We start from the raw sequence: 16,197 nt of genomic DNA on the forward strand, positions 1-16,197 counted from the left end.
AGCCACCGCCCTGCTCGCGCAGCGAAACCCCAGCTCACAGTACGAAACCGGGTTTCCGAGCGGGACACCATCCGGCTCCAGTTCCTCACCCAATCGCTCCTGCTGTCCACACCCTGGCCCGGTGTCAACGGCGAAGGACGAGAGGCGCGAATTGGAGGAGATCAGCCCCCGGACGAACGGGACCCGCGTGCGGTGCCATGCGTCAGCGACATGATCGACCCTTGGCAATGCCGGGGCGAACGTAGCCGCTCTAAGGAACCTTTAAAGCCAGCTGAAACCACACCAGAGGCGGCGATGTTTGGGTCGTCCTCACGGCGCCGGCTCTCGTCCGGCGCGCTCCATGGACGAAAGGCATCACCATGATGAACCGCACACGGCTGGTCGTGGGCACGGCAACGCTCGCCGTGCTGGCCGCGACCGGTCCGGCGGCTGCGTCCGGCTCGACTCCGACACCCGGCCCCGTGAGGTCCGAATCCGCGACGGTCAAGGTGGACGGGAAGTCCAAGGCGGACGATGGCTTGGCCGCGGTCGCCGCGAAGCTTGGGGTGACGACCGACCGGCTCGCCGCCGCGCTGGCCGCCGTCAAAAGGTCGCTGGCCGGCTCGGCCGACGTCACGACGGACACCATCGTCGCGGCGGTGGCGGCCAACCTGGAGCTGCCGGTCCCGCAGGTCCAGGACGCCCTGGCGCCGATGCTCGCCGAGTCGGAAATGGCTAGCGATGACCAGGGCAGACTGGACAAGAAGCGCATGGACGGCCAGCAGAGCTCGCTGGATGAGAAATCCAAGGTGGACGGGAAGTCCAAGGCGGACGATGGCTTGGCCGCGGTCGCCGCGAAGCTTGGGGTGACGACCGACCGGCTCGCCGCCGCGCTGGTCGCCGTCAAAAGGTCGCTGGCCGACTCGGCCGACGTCACGACGGACACCATCGTCGCGGCGGTGGCGGCCAACCTGGAGCTGCCGGTCCCGCAGGTCCAGGACGCCCTGGGATCGCTGATCGGCCAGCCAGGACCGACCAGCGACAACAACGCCAAGAAAGACAGCAAGGATCATGAGGGCGTGGACCGATCGCGGAACTCACCGTTCAGCACCGAGGCCGCTGCGGCGTCTGTGGCCGCCGCGCTCGGCGTCGATCAGGCCAAGGCCAAGGAGGCTCTGGACACTGTGATGGCGTTGGGCGTGATCGATCCGAGCTCCAAAGCCTTCGGCGACATCGCCGCCTCGCTCGGGGTCAGCTCCGACCGGCTCGCCATCGCTCTGCGCATATTGAAGCAGCCGGCGAAGACCAAGGGCTGACACCCGCCGTATCTCACAGCAGACTTCGGGCTCGACGGCGAGGATGGCGAGCATGCGGATACTTGTGGTGGACGACGACCCCGCCGTGCGGCGGTCTCTGGAACATGCGTTGCGCCGGGACGGCTACGACGTGTCCTCCGCCCCTGACGGGACGTCCGCCCTCACCGAGCACGGCGTGTTCCGCCCGGACGCGGTGGTTCTCGACGTCCTCATGCCTGAGCCGAACGGGCTGGAGGTGTGCCGGACACTGCGTTCGGGCGGGCACGACACGCCGATCCTGATGCTCACGGCCCGCGACCTGGTCACCGACCGGGTCGCCGGGCTCGACGCGGGGGCCGACGACTACCTGGCCAAGCCATTCGCCCTGGACGAGCTGCGAGCCCGGCTCAGGGCCCTGCTCCGGCGCAGCGGGGCCAGAACCGAGGTGCTGCGTTTCACCGACGTCGACCTGGACCTGAGCGGCTGCCGGGCCGAGCGCGCCGGTCGGCGCCTGGACCTGACCAAGACGGAGCTGTCCCTGCTGGAGCTGTTCCTGCGCAATCCCCACCGGGTGCTGAGCCGGACCCAGATCTTCGAGTCCGTCTGGGGTTACGACTTCGGCCCGGAGTCGAACGCCTTATGGGTCTACATCAGCTACCTGCGAAGCAAGCTCGAGGCGGACGGCGGCACCAGGCTGATCCAGACGGTGCGCGGCCTGGGATACGTCCTGCGCGAGGAGCCATGAACCTGCGCACCAGGCTGGCCATCGCCGGCGGTTCCGTGGTCGCCGGCGCCCTGGTGCTCGTATCGATGGTCTTGTATCCGGCCGTGGAGGCCAACCTCCGCAGCCAGATGGACAGCACCCTGCTGGTGGCCGCCGACCAGGCCCCTACCGTGGCCGCGGCCATCAAGACCAAGTACACCGAGGCCAAGTACGCCGAGCCCAACGAGGAGCCGGACTTCCCGGCCGTTCCGCTGGGTATCGGCAACACCCAACTGCAGATCGTGCCGGGCCCGGTCCGGATCGGGCCCTCGACGAAGTTCGTCGACCTCACCGTCCGCGACGTCGCCGTCGCGGAAGGCGTCGTCGGCCCCTACTTCCGTGACGCGGCCTACAACGGCATCGCCTACCGCGTCTACACCGCCCAACTGCCCGGATCACGGGGAGCGCTCGTGCGTACGGCCATCCCGCAATCCGATCCCGCACCCACGCTGGGCGGACTCGCCTGGCTGCTCGCCGGCTCGACGGTGGCCGCCGGACTCCTGGCGGCACTGGCCTCACGCTTGGCGGCCCGCCGCGTCCTACGCCCGGTACATCAGCTCACCGAGACCGTCGAACTGATCCGCAGGACCGGCGACCTGGCCATCCCGATCTCCGCCGACAGCCGGGACGAGATCGGCCGGCTCGGCTCGGCGTTCGCCGCGATGACCACTGCCCTGGACGAATCGGTCGGCGCCCAGCGCCGCCTGGTGGCCGACGCCTCGCACGAACTGCGCACACCGCTGACGAGCTTGACGGTGAACCTCGAACTGCTGGCGGAGAACCCGGCCGACGCACAGGCCCCACTGCTCGCCGCCGAAGCGCTCGGCCAGGCCGGCGAACTCAGGACATTGGTCAACGACCTGGTCGACCTGGCCCGTTACGGCGAGGCCGCGTTCCACACCGAGGACGTCCGCCTCGACCTCGTCGCCGAGCGCGTCGCGGCCCGCGCGTCGCGCCGGGCACCACAGATCGAGTTCGAGCTGACGTGCGCCCCCACCCTCGTCCACGGAGATCCCGACGCCCTGGAACGCGCTGTCACAAACCTCGTCGACAACGCCGTGAAATGGTGCCCACCGGACGGCCGGATCCGGATCAGCGTCAAGGGGGGCGCGCTCGACGTCGAGGACACCGGCCCGGGCATCCCCGACAGCGACCTCGCATTCATCTTCGACCGCTTCTACCGATCACCCGCGGCCCGCGCGCACCCTGGCTCAGGTCTGGGCCTGGCCATCGTCCGGCAGGTCGCCGAGGCTCATGGCGGGACGGCCGAAGCCGTGCCAGGCCAAGGCGGCGCGCTCCTGCGGCTGGTACTGCCGACGTGCACCGACCACGCGGGCCCCTAGCTTGGAGGCCCTTGTGCCGCTCGAAACACCAGATGGCCGAGGCCGGGCAGTTCACCCCGGATCCGCCGGTGCCCCCATCGGGGATTCTCCTGGGCCAACCGGACCACCAGGTCCCGCAGTTCGTCCGGGACCGGCGGACGCCCGACCGTATCCGGGTAAGTCCAGCGGTTGGTGACCAGCCGGCGATGCCAGGTCAACAAGGTGCCTGGTGTCACGATTCGGTGGAGCCGGAGCCGCTTGGGCAGCAACCGTGCCAGCGCGGCCGGCAGCGCCCGGTCGGCCCAGTCCGGTCTCGGCCGGGCGACCTGACGGCGCAGCACGGCGACCTCGTGTCGCAGCACCAGGATCTCCAGCTCCTTGGATGCGTCGCTTCGCGTGAGGAGCGTCAGCCAGCCGAACAACCGGACCATCAGCAGATACAGCAGGCATAGAAACACGAGCGCTGAGCATAGGAGTTCATCGTGCCCACCGTTACGCCGGGCGGACACCTGTACCGCCTTACCCGAAGAGAAGCCACTTCCCCATGACCTCGACCGGCCTCAACAGGGTCGGGTTCGTAGCTCACAGCACTCCTCGCGAGGGCCGGCGGCCCCCGGTCGTCACCGGCCAGGTCAGCACCGGGTTCCGCAGGCCGGAAGACCGTGCGGCGATCTCGTGGCGGTCGGGCTCGGCGAGCGTCAGCAGGCCGAACCGCAGGGTCAGGAGGCCGCTTTGGACCTGCGGGAAGTTGGTGTCCCAGTAGTTGTTGGCGATCCAGCTGAGGAGCAGCGGATCACCGGTGCGCTCGATCTCGTCCGGTGGCGGCCCGAAGCCGAAGCCGCCGAACTGGACGAGCGGAGCGTCGGGGGTGAGGAGCGCGACCGTGCGGGTCCGATCCCACATCACCGCGGTGGATTCGGCCGTCACCCAGCCGCGGGACGCCCCCGGCAACTGGTCGCGGTCCAGCGTCACCCACGCGCCCGCCGTGTCGAAGGAGGCGTTCCAGCCCTCGTCCATCGCCAGCGGGAGAGCGAGGTAGATGCCCGTCGGTGACGCGTCGCCGTCGAGGTCGATGTCGATGTCCACGGCGATGACGGGGTCGAGGGCGTCGAAGGTGATCCGCTGGGTGAGGCGCCTGGTCCCCGGTGCGGCGAAGGAGCGTTCCAGGACGACGCGTCCCGGCTGCTCCTGGACCTCGCAGGACAGGACCCGCTCGGCGGGCTCCCTGATCGGCGTCCACGGCTGCCAGCAGGACTCGTCCACCATCTCCCGGTCCAGATCGCGCTGGTAGAAGGCCCTGCGGGAGGCGTCCACAAGCGGATCGGGGCGCTCCCGTACGAACGACATCAGGTCCATGCCCGGGCGGGGGCGCAGCACCTCCTGGCCGGTCCGGCGGTCGGTCAGCGTGAGGATCCGTCCGGAGGACGGGTCATAGGTAAGGACGTGGAAGGGCGACTCGATCCGTCCGAGCGCCGCGACCCGGTCGACGGCCGCCGCGAAGTTGAGCTCCCGCGCCGAGTTCTCCCGCCTGACGAGCTCGTGTGTCGGCCGCACCGGGAACTCCCCCGCGGGCAGATCGCCGGCATCGAGGATGCGCCAGGAGCCGGGAGCCAGATCGATCGCCCCGAGCCGCCGTCGGCGCTCCCCCGGTGCGGGCACCCGCCACGGGCGGTTGCCGTAGGACATCCGGCTGGGACGGTAGGTCCGCTCCGTCGCCGGGGACGGAGCGGCGAACCAGTCCTCCGGCACATCGACGGCCACAGTGCGCGCGTAGGGAGTCGGATTGCAGATCAGCACGCCCGCGATCCCCTTGTCCGCGACCGGGTTCCCGGCCAGCCCCTCCATGGCGTCCATCACGGCGAACGCCGCGAGTTCGTTGCCCGCGAACGCGTCCGCCTCCTTCATCGCCTCGATCGCCTGCGCCTGCGGGTGCCCCGGGTCGCTGTCGAAGTAGCTGAAGGTGTGCTCGTCGAACATGTCGGCGTGCTCGGCCGCGGCGGCGAGCGTCTGCGGGGTGGCGCCCAGGACCTCCCCCGTCGCCAGCAGCGCCTTGGTCCGCTGGTTGACGGCGGTGGCGATCGGCGTGCTGCCGACGCCGAAGCTCCAGTAGTCGGTCCAGTCGCCCCGCTGGACCGGGATCTCCCCGTCGGGAATGCGGCCGATCCGCTCCCTCAGGTCGTCGAAGGTGGCGTACCGGATGCGGGGGCCGCGCTGCTGCTCGTTCCAGCGGCGGATCAGATCCGGCAGATAGGGGTTCGGCGGCGCGTTGTCCCACATGATCGGGGAGCAGGTGGAGGTGAGGTACACGAACGGCAGCCGGTAACCGGTGCACGTCAGCTGCTCGTGGAAGGAGTCCCAGCCCTTGGCCATCTGCTCGACCGAGTCGTCCCAGGCGTTGAGGAGCTGGTCGAACATCGTGTAGTGGCTTCCGTTGAAGACGCGAAGCCGCCGTCCGGACGGGGCCTCCCAGGCGAACAGCCCCGGCCGGGGCTCCACCGGCCGTCCCAGATGCCGGTTGATCGCCATGACGAACAGGTCGACGCCGGCGTCCAGCAATTCGTCGGCGATCGGCCACGGGACACCGTTGACGTCGTGCTGGCAGGCGACCGGGATCTCGCGGCCGAACGCCTCCTCCAGCTCTCGCTTGCCGGCCAGCAGCCGCCGGATGCCGGGCCGGTCGATCGTGGCGCTGACGTGCCAGCGCAGCGCGGACAGCCCGATCCTGCCCTGGTCGGCGAGGCCACGGAACCGGCCGATCCGCTCCGCGGAGGCACCCGCGAGCCAGCGCCGCACCGGCTCGGTCGCCTCGCAGGTCCACTTCGGCCGGTGGTCCTCGGGCAGATCGGCGGTCCGCTCCAGCCACTCGACGGCCTGGTCGATGTACTCGGCCTGGAGCCGCCACTGGACCGGCTGGGAATGGGTGTAGCCGACGTCCAGATGGCTGTGGTGCAGAACGAGGATCTCCTCGATCTCTACAGGCGCGTCGGTCACTTCGTGGCTCCCGTCGTGAGGCCCGCTATGAACTGCTTCTGCAGGGCGAGGTATCCGGCGACCGGGATGACCGCGGCCAGGAACATCACGCCGAACAGCTGGGCGTAGTTGGTGGAGTACTGGCCGAGCGAGACGTACAGGCCGGTGGTGATCGTCTGGCCGTGCAGCGGGCCGAGGATGAACTGCGGATTCATGAAGTCGTTCCAGATCCACAGCGACAGGAAGATCGCCACGGTGGCGGTGGCGGGCCGCAGCAGCGGCATCAAGATCGTCCACCAGATCCGCAGGAGCCCCGCGCCGTCGATGCCCGCCGCCTCGATGATCTCTGAGGGGATGGCCCGGAGGAAACCGGAGTAGACGAAGACCGCGAAGGACAGGTAGCCGCCGCCGACGTTCGCGAGGATCAGGCCCTGATAGGTGTGGTCCAGATGCAGGAACGTGAGGATGCGGATCGTCGGGAGCAGCACGACCGCCGGCGGGATCATGAGTCCGGCGGAGAAGAAGGCGAGGACGGTCCGCCGGAACCGAGCCGGGCGCCTGGTCAGCCAGAAGCTGAGCGCCGCGCCGATCGGGATGATGAGCAGTACCGAGACGACGACCGTGACCGCGGAGTTCGTCAGGCCGATCTGAATGATCTTGTCGGAGCGGCCCAGCGCGTCGGTGATGTTCCGCATGGTCGGCGGCGCGGGAGGCGCGGCCGGGTTGTCCAGAATCTGTGCCTGAGACTTGAAGGCGTTGACGATCGTCAGGTAGATCGGGGAGACGAAGGCCAGGGTCAGCAGGCCGGCGGCCACCAGGTGGCCGCGTCCTCCCCAGGTCCGGCGGCTGCTCCTGCGGCGCGGCGCCCGCGCGGGAGGCACCGGGACGGGACGCGAGGTCTTCGCGCTGGTCACAGATCCTGTGGTCACAGGTCGACCTCCCGGCGGCGCAGCAGGCCGGTCACCGACAGCGCGATGAGGGCCGAGACGAACAGCAGCAGCATCGCCACGGATGAGGCGTAGCCGAACCGGTCACCGGTGAAGGCGAGCTTGATGATGTACAGCGCGGTCGACTGGGTGGAATCGGCCGGGCCACCCGAGGTGAGGGCGGCGATGATGTCGTAGAGCTTGAGCATCGTGATGAGGGAGATCGTGACGCTGATCGTGGTGCCGGGCGCCACCATCGGGAACGTGATCCGCCGGAACCGCTGCCAGGCTCCGGCGCCGTCGACGCGCGCCGCCTGGTAGAGCTCGACCGGGATCGACTGCAGCGCGGCCAGGTGCACGACCGTCGTGAAGCCCGACAGCACCCACGCCGACACCAGGCCCACGGAGAACATCGCCAGGTGCGGGCTGCCCAGCCAGGTGATCGGCTCGTCGACGATCCCGGCGCCGGTCAGCAGCCCGTTGAGGATGCCGTCCTGCGCGAGGAGGTAGCGCCAGACGAAGCCGACGATGACCCCCGACAGGACCTGCGGCAGGAACGCGACCGTCCGCATCATCCGGAAGCTCAGCGAGGTCCTGTTCAGCAGTAGTGCGAACCCGATGCCGATCGCGTTCGCGACGACCGTCACCCCGGCCGTCAGCAGGAGCGTGAAGCCAAGACTCGCCTTGAGGGCGTGGTCATGGACCATTTCGAGGTAGTTGTCGAGGCCGATGAAGTTCGAACGGGCCAGAAGCGGGTTCTCATCGGTCAGGCTCGTCCACGCACTCATGATCACCGGGACGGTGATGAAGAGGACGTAGAGGCCGATCGCGAGCAGGGCGATCGCGGTCAGGAGCGGATCGCCACGGCGGAAGCGGGCGCGGGAGGTCATGGCGTTTCCTTGGCGGAGGTCGGGGTGGGCAGAGCCCGGGCCGCTGCGGGCTGGGCTCCGGAGCCGGACGTCTGGTCGCTACTTGGTCGCCGCGTCCCAGGCGTCGTCCAGCTTCTTCATCTGACCGGCGATGTCGTCGGAGTTGTACAGCGCCTGGCTCGCCGTGTAGAAGGCGTCGTTCAGGCCCGACGGCATGGAGTCGTCGTTGGTGGCCCAGCCGAACGACGAGACCTTGGCGTTCTTGTCCAGGACATAGGCGTAGGAGTCCTTGAAGACCTGGGTGACGTCGACGTGGTAGTCGTCCAGCGTCTTGCCCTTGAGCATCGGGAAGGCGCCATCGCCCTCGATCAGGGCCTTGTAGTTGTCCGGGTCGAGCGACCAGGCCTGCGCGAACGCGGTCGCCTTCTCCGGCGAGGCGGTCTTGGCGCTGATGGCCATCGAGCCGCCGACCGCGAAGGGCACCACGAGCGAACCGTCGTCGGCCGGGGTCAGGAACGCGCCGAAGTCGTCGGCGTGGTCCTTCGGCACCGAGCCGAGGAACCAGCTGCCCATCATGTACATCGCGGTCTTGCCGGAGGTGAAGTTCTTGATCGAGTCGGCGTACTTGACGCCGAGCGCGCCGTCCTCGAAGTAACCGTTCTTGGCGAGGGTCCGGTACTTGGCCACGGCCGTCTTGATGTTCTCGTCGGAGAACTTGACCTTGCCGGCGTAGCGGTCCTGGAGCCAGCCCGGGTTCTTGCCCAGGATGTCGGCGGACAGGATCCCGACCAGTGGCATGGACGCGGCGAACGGGTCGCCGCCGCCGAGCTCGATCGGGGTGATGCCGGCGGCCTTGAGCTTCGCGCACACCGCCACGAACTCCGGCCAGGTCTTCGGCGGGCCGGCGATCTTCGCCTTGGCGAAGAGGGTCTTGTTGAAGAAGACCATCGGGATGATCTGGGAGTTGGTCGGCGGGATGTACACCTGGCTCTTGTAGGCGTTGCCCTGCGGCAGGAGGAAGTTGGCGTCGACCCAGGCCTGGTCGTAGGGCTTGAGGAGGCCGGCCCGCACGAAGGTCGACGGGGTGATCGACTGCAGCAGGTCGGGGAACTGCCCGGACGCCTGGAGCTGCTTGGCGTAGGCGTCACGGTCGGTGCTCGGGGCGGTGAGCTTCTTGATCGTTAGGTCGGGCACCTGCTTCTGCGCGTTGGCGATCGAGGTGTCCCAGAACGTCGAGGTCAGGCTAGGGGTCTCGAACGTCAGGTAGGTGAGGGTGGATCCGCCCTTCGCTCCGTCGGGCGAGGCCGCGGAGCAGCCGGCGAGTAAGGTGAGCCCTGCGGCGAGGCAAGCCGCGAGCAAACGAGGGTGCCGCATGGATGTTTCTCCTGGGGATGTTGTGAACCCGATCGGATGGCATGTCTCGACGCGAGCCAGTCGGCGGGATAACGTTATCCCGAGAATGCGCATGTTGCAGGGACGTGTCAAGACCTGCTCCGATAACTTCCGCTGGATCGGGTCGGGGCCGGAGTCGTTGAGGAGTGTGCGCGGATGAGCCCAGCCAGGGGCGCGGGCCGGCCCAAGCGGCCGACCATGAACGATGTCGCGCGTGAGGCCGGGGTGGCCCTGCGCACCGTGTCGCGCGTGGTCAACAACGATCCGACCGTCGGGCCGGAGTATGGGGCGAAGGTCCGGGCCGCTATCAAGGCGCTGAACTTCCGCCCGGATGAGCGGGCCCGTCAGCTGCGCACGGGCGTGACCGGCACGATCGGCGCCGCGGTCCGGCGCATCGCCGAGATCAACCCCGAGCTGGCCGCGATCGAGCAGAAGGCCCGCGAGTCGGGGCTGACCCTGATGGCGTCCTCCACCGACTTCGACGAGGCCAGGGAGCGCGACATCCTGGTGTCGATGTGCCGGCAGCGGCTCGACGGGATCATCGTCGAGCCGATCGGCGAGAGCCACAGCTACTTGGAGCCCGAGCTGCAGGCGGGGATGCCCCTGGTCTCGATGGACCGCCCGATGAGCGGGATCTCGGTGGACTGCGTGATGTCCGACAACGCGCAGGGCATCGGGATGGCCTTCCACCACCTCCACCAGCACGGACACCGGCGGATCGCCTACATCGGCGACAGCGAGCGCGTCTTCTCCGGACGGGAGCGGGCGGCCGCCTTCCGCGCCGCCCTGGTCGCGCACGGGCTGCCCGTCGCGGGCCTGGTCCACCCGGGCGAGCTCACCGCCGACCGGGTGGCCGCGGCCCTCGACTCCGCGCTGAACAACTCCGAGCCCGCGACGGCGCTGGTCACCGGCAACATGGACACGACGATCGCGGTCCTGCGCGCCCTGGGGCCGCAGATCGCCTCGCGCATCGCGATCGTCGGCTTCGACGAGGTCCCGCTGTCGGATCTGCTTCAACCCCCGCTGACGGTCGTCGCCCAGGACACCATGACGATCGGCCGGACGGCCGTTGACCTGCTGCGATCCCGGATCGCCGATCCGGGCCGCCCGGTGCGGACCGTCGTCGTGCCCGTCTCCCTGAGGACACGCGGCTCCGGGGAGGTCCCGGCGCCTTCGCCGGCGACGGCTCCATAGCGGGCTCTTGACACACGGCCCCGGCCCCCTCACCCTTCCGGATAACGTTATCGGCGGTGCCCTTCCACCGCCGGTTCCTCTCGGCACTCCATCCCTTGCTGCGACTTGAGAGGTCCGGATTCATGAGCATTTCGGGACGGCTCGTACGGGCTGTGAGCGTCGCCACCGTCGTGGCGATCGCCTGCACCATGGTGACGACGGCCCTGGCCCGGCCGGCGATCGCCGACTCGGTCACCGCCGATCAGGCCTGGCGCGTCGCCCAGCGGTACAGCGGCACCTGGACCAGCCCGCCGACCACGCTGAGCGGCGGCGGAGCAGTCGACGCACCGCTCCTGGGCAACGGCGACCTCGGTGTCGCGATCGGCGGGACGATCTCCAACCAGACCCTGTACATCGGCAAGAACGACTTCTTCTCAGGCTCCAGCCACGTGATCAAGCCGCTGGGCCGGATCGTGCTCAGCGCCGCCGGGCTCAGCGGGTCGTCCTACAACGTGGTGCAGGACATCGGCCACGCCGAGGTCCGCGGGACCTACACCCTCGGCGGCCAGACCCTCACCACGACCACCTGGGTGGACGCCAACCGGGGCATGGTCGCCACCTCGTTCGCCCTGACCGGCGGCAGCGCCCAGAACATCGGGATCACACTGCAGAACGGCGCGGGCGGCACCCCTTCGGTGTCGTCCTCCGGCGGCACTCTGGACGCCGACGTCGCCGCGGACACCGGGACGGGCTCCGATCCCCGTGCCCGTATCGCGGCCCGGACCATCGGGCAGAGCCAGTCGATCTCCGGCAACAAGATCACCCTGACACTGCAGCCCGGCGGCACGTCCACCCTGGTCGCGGGGATCGTCTCGAGCATCGACAGCGGCGGCTGGCAGCCGGCCGCCGACACGGTCGTGGGCGGCCTCACCCAGCAGGGTGTCGCCGACCGCAACGCCTCGCACCGGTCCTGGTGGCAGCGCTTCTGGTCCAAGTCCTACGTCGAGATCCCCGACAAGTCGGTCGAGAAGGGCTGGTACGGATCGCTGTACCTGCTCGGCTGCGTGGCACGCGCGGGCAAGTACGCTCCCGGCCTCTGGGGCAACTGGATCACCGGTCCGATGAACTGGAACGGCGACTACCACACGAACTACAACTACCAGGCGCCGTTCTACGCCGGCCTGTCGTCCAACCACATCGAGCAGCTCGCCCCCTATGACCAGCCCGTCCTGGACTGGCTGTCGGCCGGCCAGGCACTCGCCTCGCAGAACGGCTTCAGCGGCGTCCTCTACCCGGTGGGCCTGTCGCCCAAGGGCACCAGCGCCGACATGAACCTGCACAACCAGAAGTCGAACGCCGCCAACCTCGCGAGCGTCATGGTCATGCGGTTCCAGCACACCCGCGACACCTCCTACGCGGCCACCGTGTACCCGTGGCTCAAGCAGGCGGGGCTCTTCTGGCAGAACTACCTGACCTGGGACGCGGCGAACAACCGGTACGTCATCACCAACGACGCCCCGCACGAGGGCCAGAGCTACCCGCAGACCAACAGCGGCATGTCCCTCGGCCTGGTGAACCTGCTCTTCCGCGGGCTGATCGACATGAGCACCGCGCTCGGCCAGGACCCGGGCCCGCGCGCCACCTGGCAGAACATCGTCTCCCACCTCAGCGCCCTGCCGACGATGACGCTGAACGGCCAGACGGTCCTGCGCGAGACCGAGGTCGGCAGCGACTTCATCAACGACGGCAACGACATCGTCGCCCAGCCGATCTACCCGGGGAACCTCGTCGGCCTGGACAGCGACCCGGCCCTGCTGCAGGCGGGCCGCAACACCATCGGCGCGCTGACCAACGCCTGGCACGGCGGCAACGCGCCGGCGACGTTCTACGTGGCCGCGGCCCGGGTCGGCTACAACCCCTCGACGATCCTCGCGGGCCTGCACGAGGAGGCCACCGGGCAGAGCTACCCGAACATGGCCGTCCACCACAACGGCGGCGGCATAGAGAACGTCAACGTGATCACCTCGGGCCTCAACGAGATGCTGATGCAGTCGTTCCAGAACGATGTCAAGGTGTTCCCGGCCTGGCCGACGGGCACGAACGCGAAGTTCGGCGACCTGCTCGCCCACGGCGGCTTCCTGATCTCCAGCAGCCGCGTCTCGGGGAGCGTCCAGTACATCCGGTCCGTCAGCCAGAGCGGCGGCGGCTTCACCTTCACCAACCCCTGGGCCGGGAGTGTCCAGGTGTACCGCAACGGCGCGAACACGGGCACCGTCTCCGGATCGAAGATCACGATCGCGACGTCGGCGGGCGACACCCTGCTCCTCGCCCCCTCCGGGACGTCGCTGTCGACGATCCAGGCACAGCTCACCCAGCCCCTGTCGAGCGGCCCCAGTAGCTCCTTCGGCACCGGTTTCGAGTCCTCGGACCAGGCGCCGACCTGGAGCGACACCGTCGATTCCGCCGGCGGCGGCCTGTCGGGCGTCACCGGGATCTGCTGCGGGCTCACCTCTCCCGAAGCGGGCCTCCGCACCGGCGAGACGGCGCGCGCCGGGAGCGGCTCCCTCATGTACTCCGGATCCGGGCAGGGCGGGAGCGACGTCCACGCCTATCTGAAGGTCTACGATCTCAGCGGCGGCCCGCTCGCGATCGGGACCGACAAGACCCTCAGCTACTGGATCTACCCGCAGAGCAACGCCACCAGCAGCTGGGTGCCCGCGGGCTCCACGAACAGCACCTGCGTCGCCATCGATCTGATCTTCACCGACGGGAGCAGCCTGCGGGACTCGGGCGCCGTCGACCAAACGGGCGACGGCGCCCACCCGGCCCGGCAGTGCGGCCACCTGACGCTCGACAGCTGGAACCACATCACCGTCGACCTGGACGCGCGCAGCGCCGGCAAGCAGATCAGCCGGATCCTGGTCGGCTACGACCATCCCGGCACGTCCGGCGGCTACCGCGGCTACATCGACGACCTGGCCATCAGCTGACCGGCCGGATACCAGGGCGGAGGAACGCACCATGGACGAGGTCACGGTCAGCGCCGGGCTGGAGATGAAGACGCACGGCGACCGGTTCCGCCGCCCCAGACCTGGCTCATGGACACCACGTCGGCCTCTGATTGCTCCGTGGTTGCTCGTACGATTCGATCTGCAGTGGAGCTTTAGCCTCTTCGCTAAGTTTGGGCCCTACACAGCCTGCTCAGACGGGGACAAATACGTACAATGCCGATGGTCAGGAACGCGTGGTTGCTCGGTGGTTGCTCGCGTGTATGCAATACAGCGCGGCACTCATAGGCACAGCCTGACACGACAGCGTGGAGAATACCTGCCGCAACGGCACAGATCGACACTCGGCGGCACTGGGCGGCATTGATCGAACCGACTCATAATCCGTGGGTCGTGGGTTCAAGTCCCACCCGCCCTACTCACCAACACCGCGTTCGACCTGGGGTTTCTCGGTTTCCGCCAGCCTCTGATCTCGTTGTTGATCATGGTTGGTTGCTCGGTGGTTGCTCTTGTGTACGGACCGTGTATCGCGGTAGATCATTTAGACCGCCACCGTCAGCTCAGACCCCAGAGACGACCATCCGAAGATCAAGCCCGAAGACCGGCACAGCGTTGCTGGTCAGTGATGGCCTGATGGCTGGTCAAGTCTTGTCCAAGTGGGCTCGTTTCTCCGACAAGGCCGTTTGTGACCAGCAGATAAATGATCCGCTGCTCTCGTAGGGATCCTCTCGGCCCGCCTCCAGCGCAGGCTGGAGGTCGATCGGCTGCGCTATCTGTGCGACAAACCTTGAGGACAAACAGGCAGGCCCGCCGAAAGGATCGGCGGGCCTGCTGGGTTCGGTGGTTCAGGTGGTGGTGTCTTAGGTGTGGTTCGGCAGGGTGATCAGCCGGGCGGTCTGAGCGCCTGCAGCTGCGGTGTTGACGAGAGCTGCGGTGGATTCTGCGGCGGCGCGGGCCACCTCGGGGTAGACGCTGGTGTAGGTGTCGCGGGTGAAGGTGGAGGAAACGTGGCCGAGTGTCTCCTGCACGACTTTCAAATCGACCCCGGCAGCCAGCATCAGCGAGGCGGCCCCATGGCGGAGGTCGTGCAGCCGTACCGGCGGCAGCCCCACCTGGAAGGCCAGCTGGTAGAAGTGGTCGCTGACCTGCTGCGGATGCAGCGGCCCGCCGATCTCGTCGGTGAAGACGAACCCGCTGTTGGTCCAGGCCTCGCCTGCGGCCAGCCGTTCGGCAGCCTGCCGCTTGCGGTGCCCGCGCAGCGCGCTGACGGTGTCTTCGTCGAGGGCGACGGTGCGGTCGCTGGCTTCAGTCTTCGGTCTGCCCTGCACCGGCTCCCAACCCAACTGGGTGATCTGCCAATGCACCCCAGCCGTCCCGGCGGCCAGGTCGACGTCCTTCCAGCGCAGCCCGACCGCCTCGCCCCGGCGCAGCCCACGTAGAGCGATCAGCCGATAGAGAGCCGACAGCCGGTGGGTGGCCGCCTGGGCGAGGAAGGTGTAGGTGTGCGAGGGCGTCCAGACCATCACCGGCGACGGTCGCGGCACGGACGCGTACACGTTGATCATGCTGGCGCGGCTCAGCCGGGCCCCGCGCCGCTGCTGCTCGACATCGAGCCGATCCTGCAGGTCGCGGTTCCAGTCGGCGACCCGCTCATCGGTCCACACCAACGCCTTGGGGCGGTCAGCGTCGGGAAGTTCGACCACCGCCGCCGGGTTGAAGTCGATCAACCGGTCCTGCTTGATCGCGATGTTCAGCGCGTGCCGGAGGGTGGCGCGGATGCGGTGCATGGTGGCCGGGCCGACCGGCCGCCGGTAGCGGACCGATGCCACGCGGGTCGGGTCGCCGCTGCCGCGTTCGGTGACGATGACGTCGTTGAACTCCTCGATCGCATCGAACATCCCCCGACATCCGACACCCGAAGTCGGTCCAACCGGATATCGCCCAGGTAGGGGGTGAAGTACAGGCGGATGTGCGCCTCATACGAGCGGCGGGTGGTGGCATCGATCTTCCGCTTACGCCGCAGGAACTCCTGCATCCACTCGGCGACCGTGACGGTGGGGTTGAGGTCCTGGCGGGTGCGGACCTTGCGCCGCACCTCCTCCACCGGCGGCAGCGCCTTGGCATCCTTGAGCACGGACAGCATCAGCTCGGCGATCTTCCGCTGGATGTGCGGGTCCTCATCCAGCGCCAGCAGGGCGCGGGCGTGCACCAGTTCGGCCTCCACCTCCTCCAGCGTGTCGAAGCCCCGGCGACGCAGCGGGTTACGCCGCCGCCCGTCCGCGTGCGCAGGCAGCTCGAGCTGGTAGGCCCACCGGCCATGAGTACTGCTCCACCACTCCCCGCCACCCGGGCGGCGCAGCTTCGGACATGCCTTGCCCAATTTCTTGCCGGTCGCCTCATCCCGGCAGGAACACGTCTTGAAGGTGGTTCCGTTCATCGTCGCTGTCGCGCCTTTCCCTTGTTCGCTGACCTCGCGTCGCCGGTTTGCTCGACGTCGCGC

The 16,197-nt window shown here is 68.6% G+C and carries 12 protein-coding genes; 5 read left to right on the forward strand and 7 right to left on the reverse strand.

Translation table 11 applies throughout. From position 1 onward, the window contains the following. Positions 1-359: 359 nt before the first annotated feature. The 3 genes from ACFPZ3_RS09270 to ACFPZ3_RS09280 are packed head-to-tail and all read left to right on the forward strand — an operon-like array spanning position 360 to position 3,380. Positions 360-1,295: a hypothetical protein gene (locus tag ACFPZ3_RS09270; RefSeq protein ID WP_379513568.1), complete on the forward strand. Its 936-nt coding sequence runs from the start codon at positions 360-362 to the stop codon at positions 1,293-1,295. Positions 1,296-1,338: 43 nt separating this feature from the next. Continuing rightward, on the forward strand, positions 1,339-2,019 hold the full coding sequence (locus tag ACFPZ3_RS09275) for a response regulator transcription factor (protein ID WP_465263548.1): 681 nt from the start codon (positions 1,339-1,341) through the stop codon (positions 2,017-2,019). Continuing rightward, positions 2,016-3,380, forward strand: coding sequence for a sensor histidine kinase (locus ACFPZ3_RS09280; protein ID WP_379513570.1), 1,365 nt, complete (start codon positions 2,016-2,018; stop codon positions 3,378-3,380). The genes ACFPZ3_RS09275 and ACFPZ3_RS09280 overlap by 4 nt, the downstream gene beginning before the upstream one ends. On the opposite strand, the gene ACFPZ3_RS09285 is transcribed toward ACFPZ3_RS09280, so the two are convergent. The 5 genes from ACFPZ3_RS09285 to ACFPZ3_RS09305 form a co-directional block, all read right to left on the reverse strand. After that, a complete protein-coding gene (locus ACFPZ3_RS09285; protein WP_379513571.1) occupies positions 3,377-3,868 on the reverse strand; it encodes a hypothetical protein in 492 nt (163 codons plus the stop codon). The two genes, ACFPZ3_RS09280 and ACFPZ3_RS09285, sit on opposite strands and share 4 nt — an antisense overlap. A gap of 73 nt (positions 3,869-3,941) precedes the next feature. Beyond that, on the reverse strand, positions 3,942-6,350 hold the full coding sequence (locus ACFPZ3_RS09290) for a glycoside hydrolase family 38 N-terminal domain-containing protein (RefSeq protein ID WP_379513572.1): 2,409 nt from the start codon (positions 6,348-6,350) through the stop codon (positions 3,942-3,944). Beyond that, a complete protein-coding gene (locus ACFPZ3_RS09295; RefSeq protein WP_379513573.1) occupies positions 6,347-7,258 on the reverse strand; it encodes a carbohydrate ABC transporter permease in 912 nt (303 codons plus the stop codon). The genes ACFPZ3_RS09290 and ACFPZ3_RS09295 overlap by 4 nt, the downstream gene beginning before the upstream one ends. Then, positions 7,255-8,145: a carbohydrate ABC transporter permease gene (locus ACFPZ3_RS09300; RefSeq protein WP_379513574.1), complete on the reverse strand. Its 891-nt coding sequence runs from the start codon at positions 8,143-8,145 to the stop codon at positions 7,255-7,257. Before ACFPZ3_RS09300 ends, ACFPZ3_RS09295 begins: the two co-directional genes overlap by 4 nt. Before the next feature lie 78 nt (positions 8,146-8,223). After that, positions 8,224-9,498: an ABC transporter substrate-binding protein gene (locus tag ACFPZ3_RS09305; protein ID WP_379513575.1), complete on the reverse strand. Its 1,275-nt coding sequence runs from the start codon at positions 9,496-9,498 to the stop codon at positions 8,224-8,226. A gap of 174 nt (positions 9,499-9,672) precedes the next feature. Here ACFPZ3_RS09305 and ACFPZ3_RS09310 point away from each other — a divergent pair, with 174 nt between their 5' ends. Beyond that, the gene (locus ACFPZ3_RS09310; protein ID WP_379513576.1) at positions 9,673-10,710 is read left to right on the forward strand and encodes a LacI family DNA-binding transcriptional regulator; all 1,038 of its coding nucleotides are present in this window, start codon (positions 9,673-9,675) and stop codon (positions 10,708-10,710) included. A 122-nt stretch (positions 10,711-10,832) separates the two neighbouring features. Beyond that, entirely contained in the window at positions 10,833-13,679 is a 2,847-nt protein-coding gene (locus ACFPZ3_RS09315) for a glycosyl hydrolase family 95 catalytic domain-containing protein (protein ID WP_379513577.1), read from the forward strand. An 878-nt stretch (positions 13,680-14,557) separates the two neighbouring features. On the opposite strand, the gene ACFPZ3_RS09320 is transcribed toward ACFPZ3_RS09315, so the two are convergent. Both ACFPZ3_RS09320 and ACFPZ3_RS09325 read right to left on the reverse strand, forming a co-directional pair. Then, entirely contained in the window at positions 14,558-15,526 is a 969-nt protein-coding gene (locus ACFPZ3_RS09320) for a tyrosine-type recombinase/integrase (RefSeq protein ID WP_379513578.1), read from the reverse strand. Continuing rightward, positions 15,448-16,134, reverse strand: a complete 687-nt coding sequence (locus ACFPZ3_RS09325) for a tyrosine-type recombinase/integrase (RefSeq protein ID WP_379513579.1) — start codon at positions 16,132-16,134, stop codon at positions 15,448-15,450. Before ACFPZ3_RS09325 ends, ACFPZ3_RS09320 begins: the two co-directional genes overlap by 79 nt. Between the last annotated feature and the right edge of the window lie 63 nt (positions 16,135-16,197).

It is taken from the genome of Nonomuraea insulae (assembly GCF_042656245.1).

Coding starts and splice junctions, on each gene's coding strand:
- ACFPZ3_RS09270 (WP_379513568.1), top strand. CDS start 360: ATGATGAACCGCACACGGCTGGTCGTGGGCACGGCAACGCTCGCCGTG.
- ACFPZ3_RS09275 (WP_465263548.1), top strand. CDS start 1,339: ATGGCGAGCATGCGGATACTTGTGGTGGACGACGACCCCGCCGTGCGG.
- ACFPZ3_RS09280 (WP_379513570.1), top strand. CDS start 2,016: ATGAACCTGCGCACCAGGCTGGCCATCGCCGGCGGTTCCGTGGTCGCC.
- ACFPZ3_RS09300 (WP_379513574.1), bottom strand. CDS start 8,145: ATGACCTCCCGCGCCCGCTTCCGCCGTGGCGATCCGCTCCTGACCGCG.
- ACFPZ3_RS09305 (WP_379513575.1), bottom strand. CDS start 9,498: ATGCGGCACCCTCGTTTGCTCGCGGCTTGCCTCGCCGCAGGGCTCACC.
- ACFPZ3_RS09310 (WP_379513576.1), top strand. CDS start 9,673: ATGAGCCCAGCCAGGGGCGCGGGCCGGCCCAAGCGGCCGACCATGAAC.
- ACFPZ3_RS09315 (WP_379513577.1), top strand. CDS start 10,833: ATGAGCATTTCGGGACGGCTCGTACGGGCTGTGAGCGTCGCCACCGTC.
- ACFPZ3_RS09325 (WP_379513579.1), bottom strand. CDS start 16,134: ATGAACGGAACCACCTTCAAGACGTGTTCCTGCCGGGATGAGGCGACC.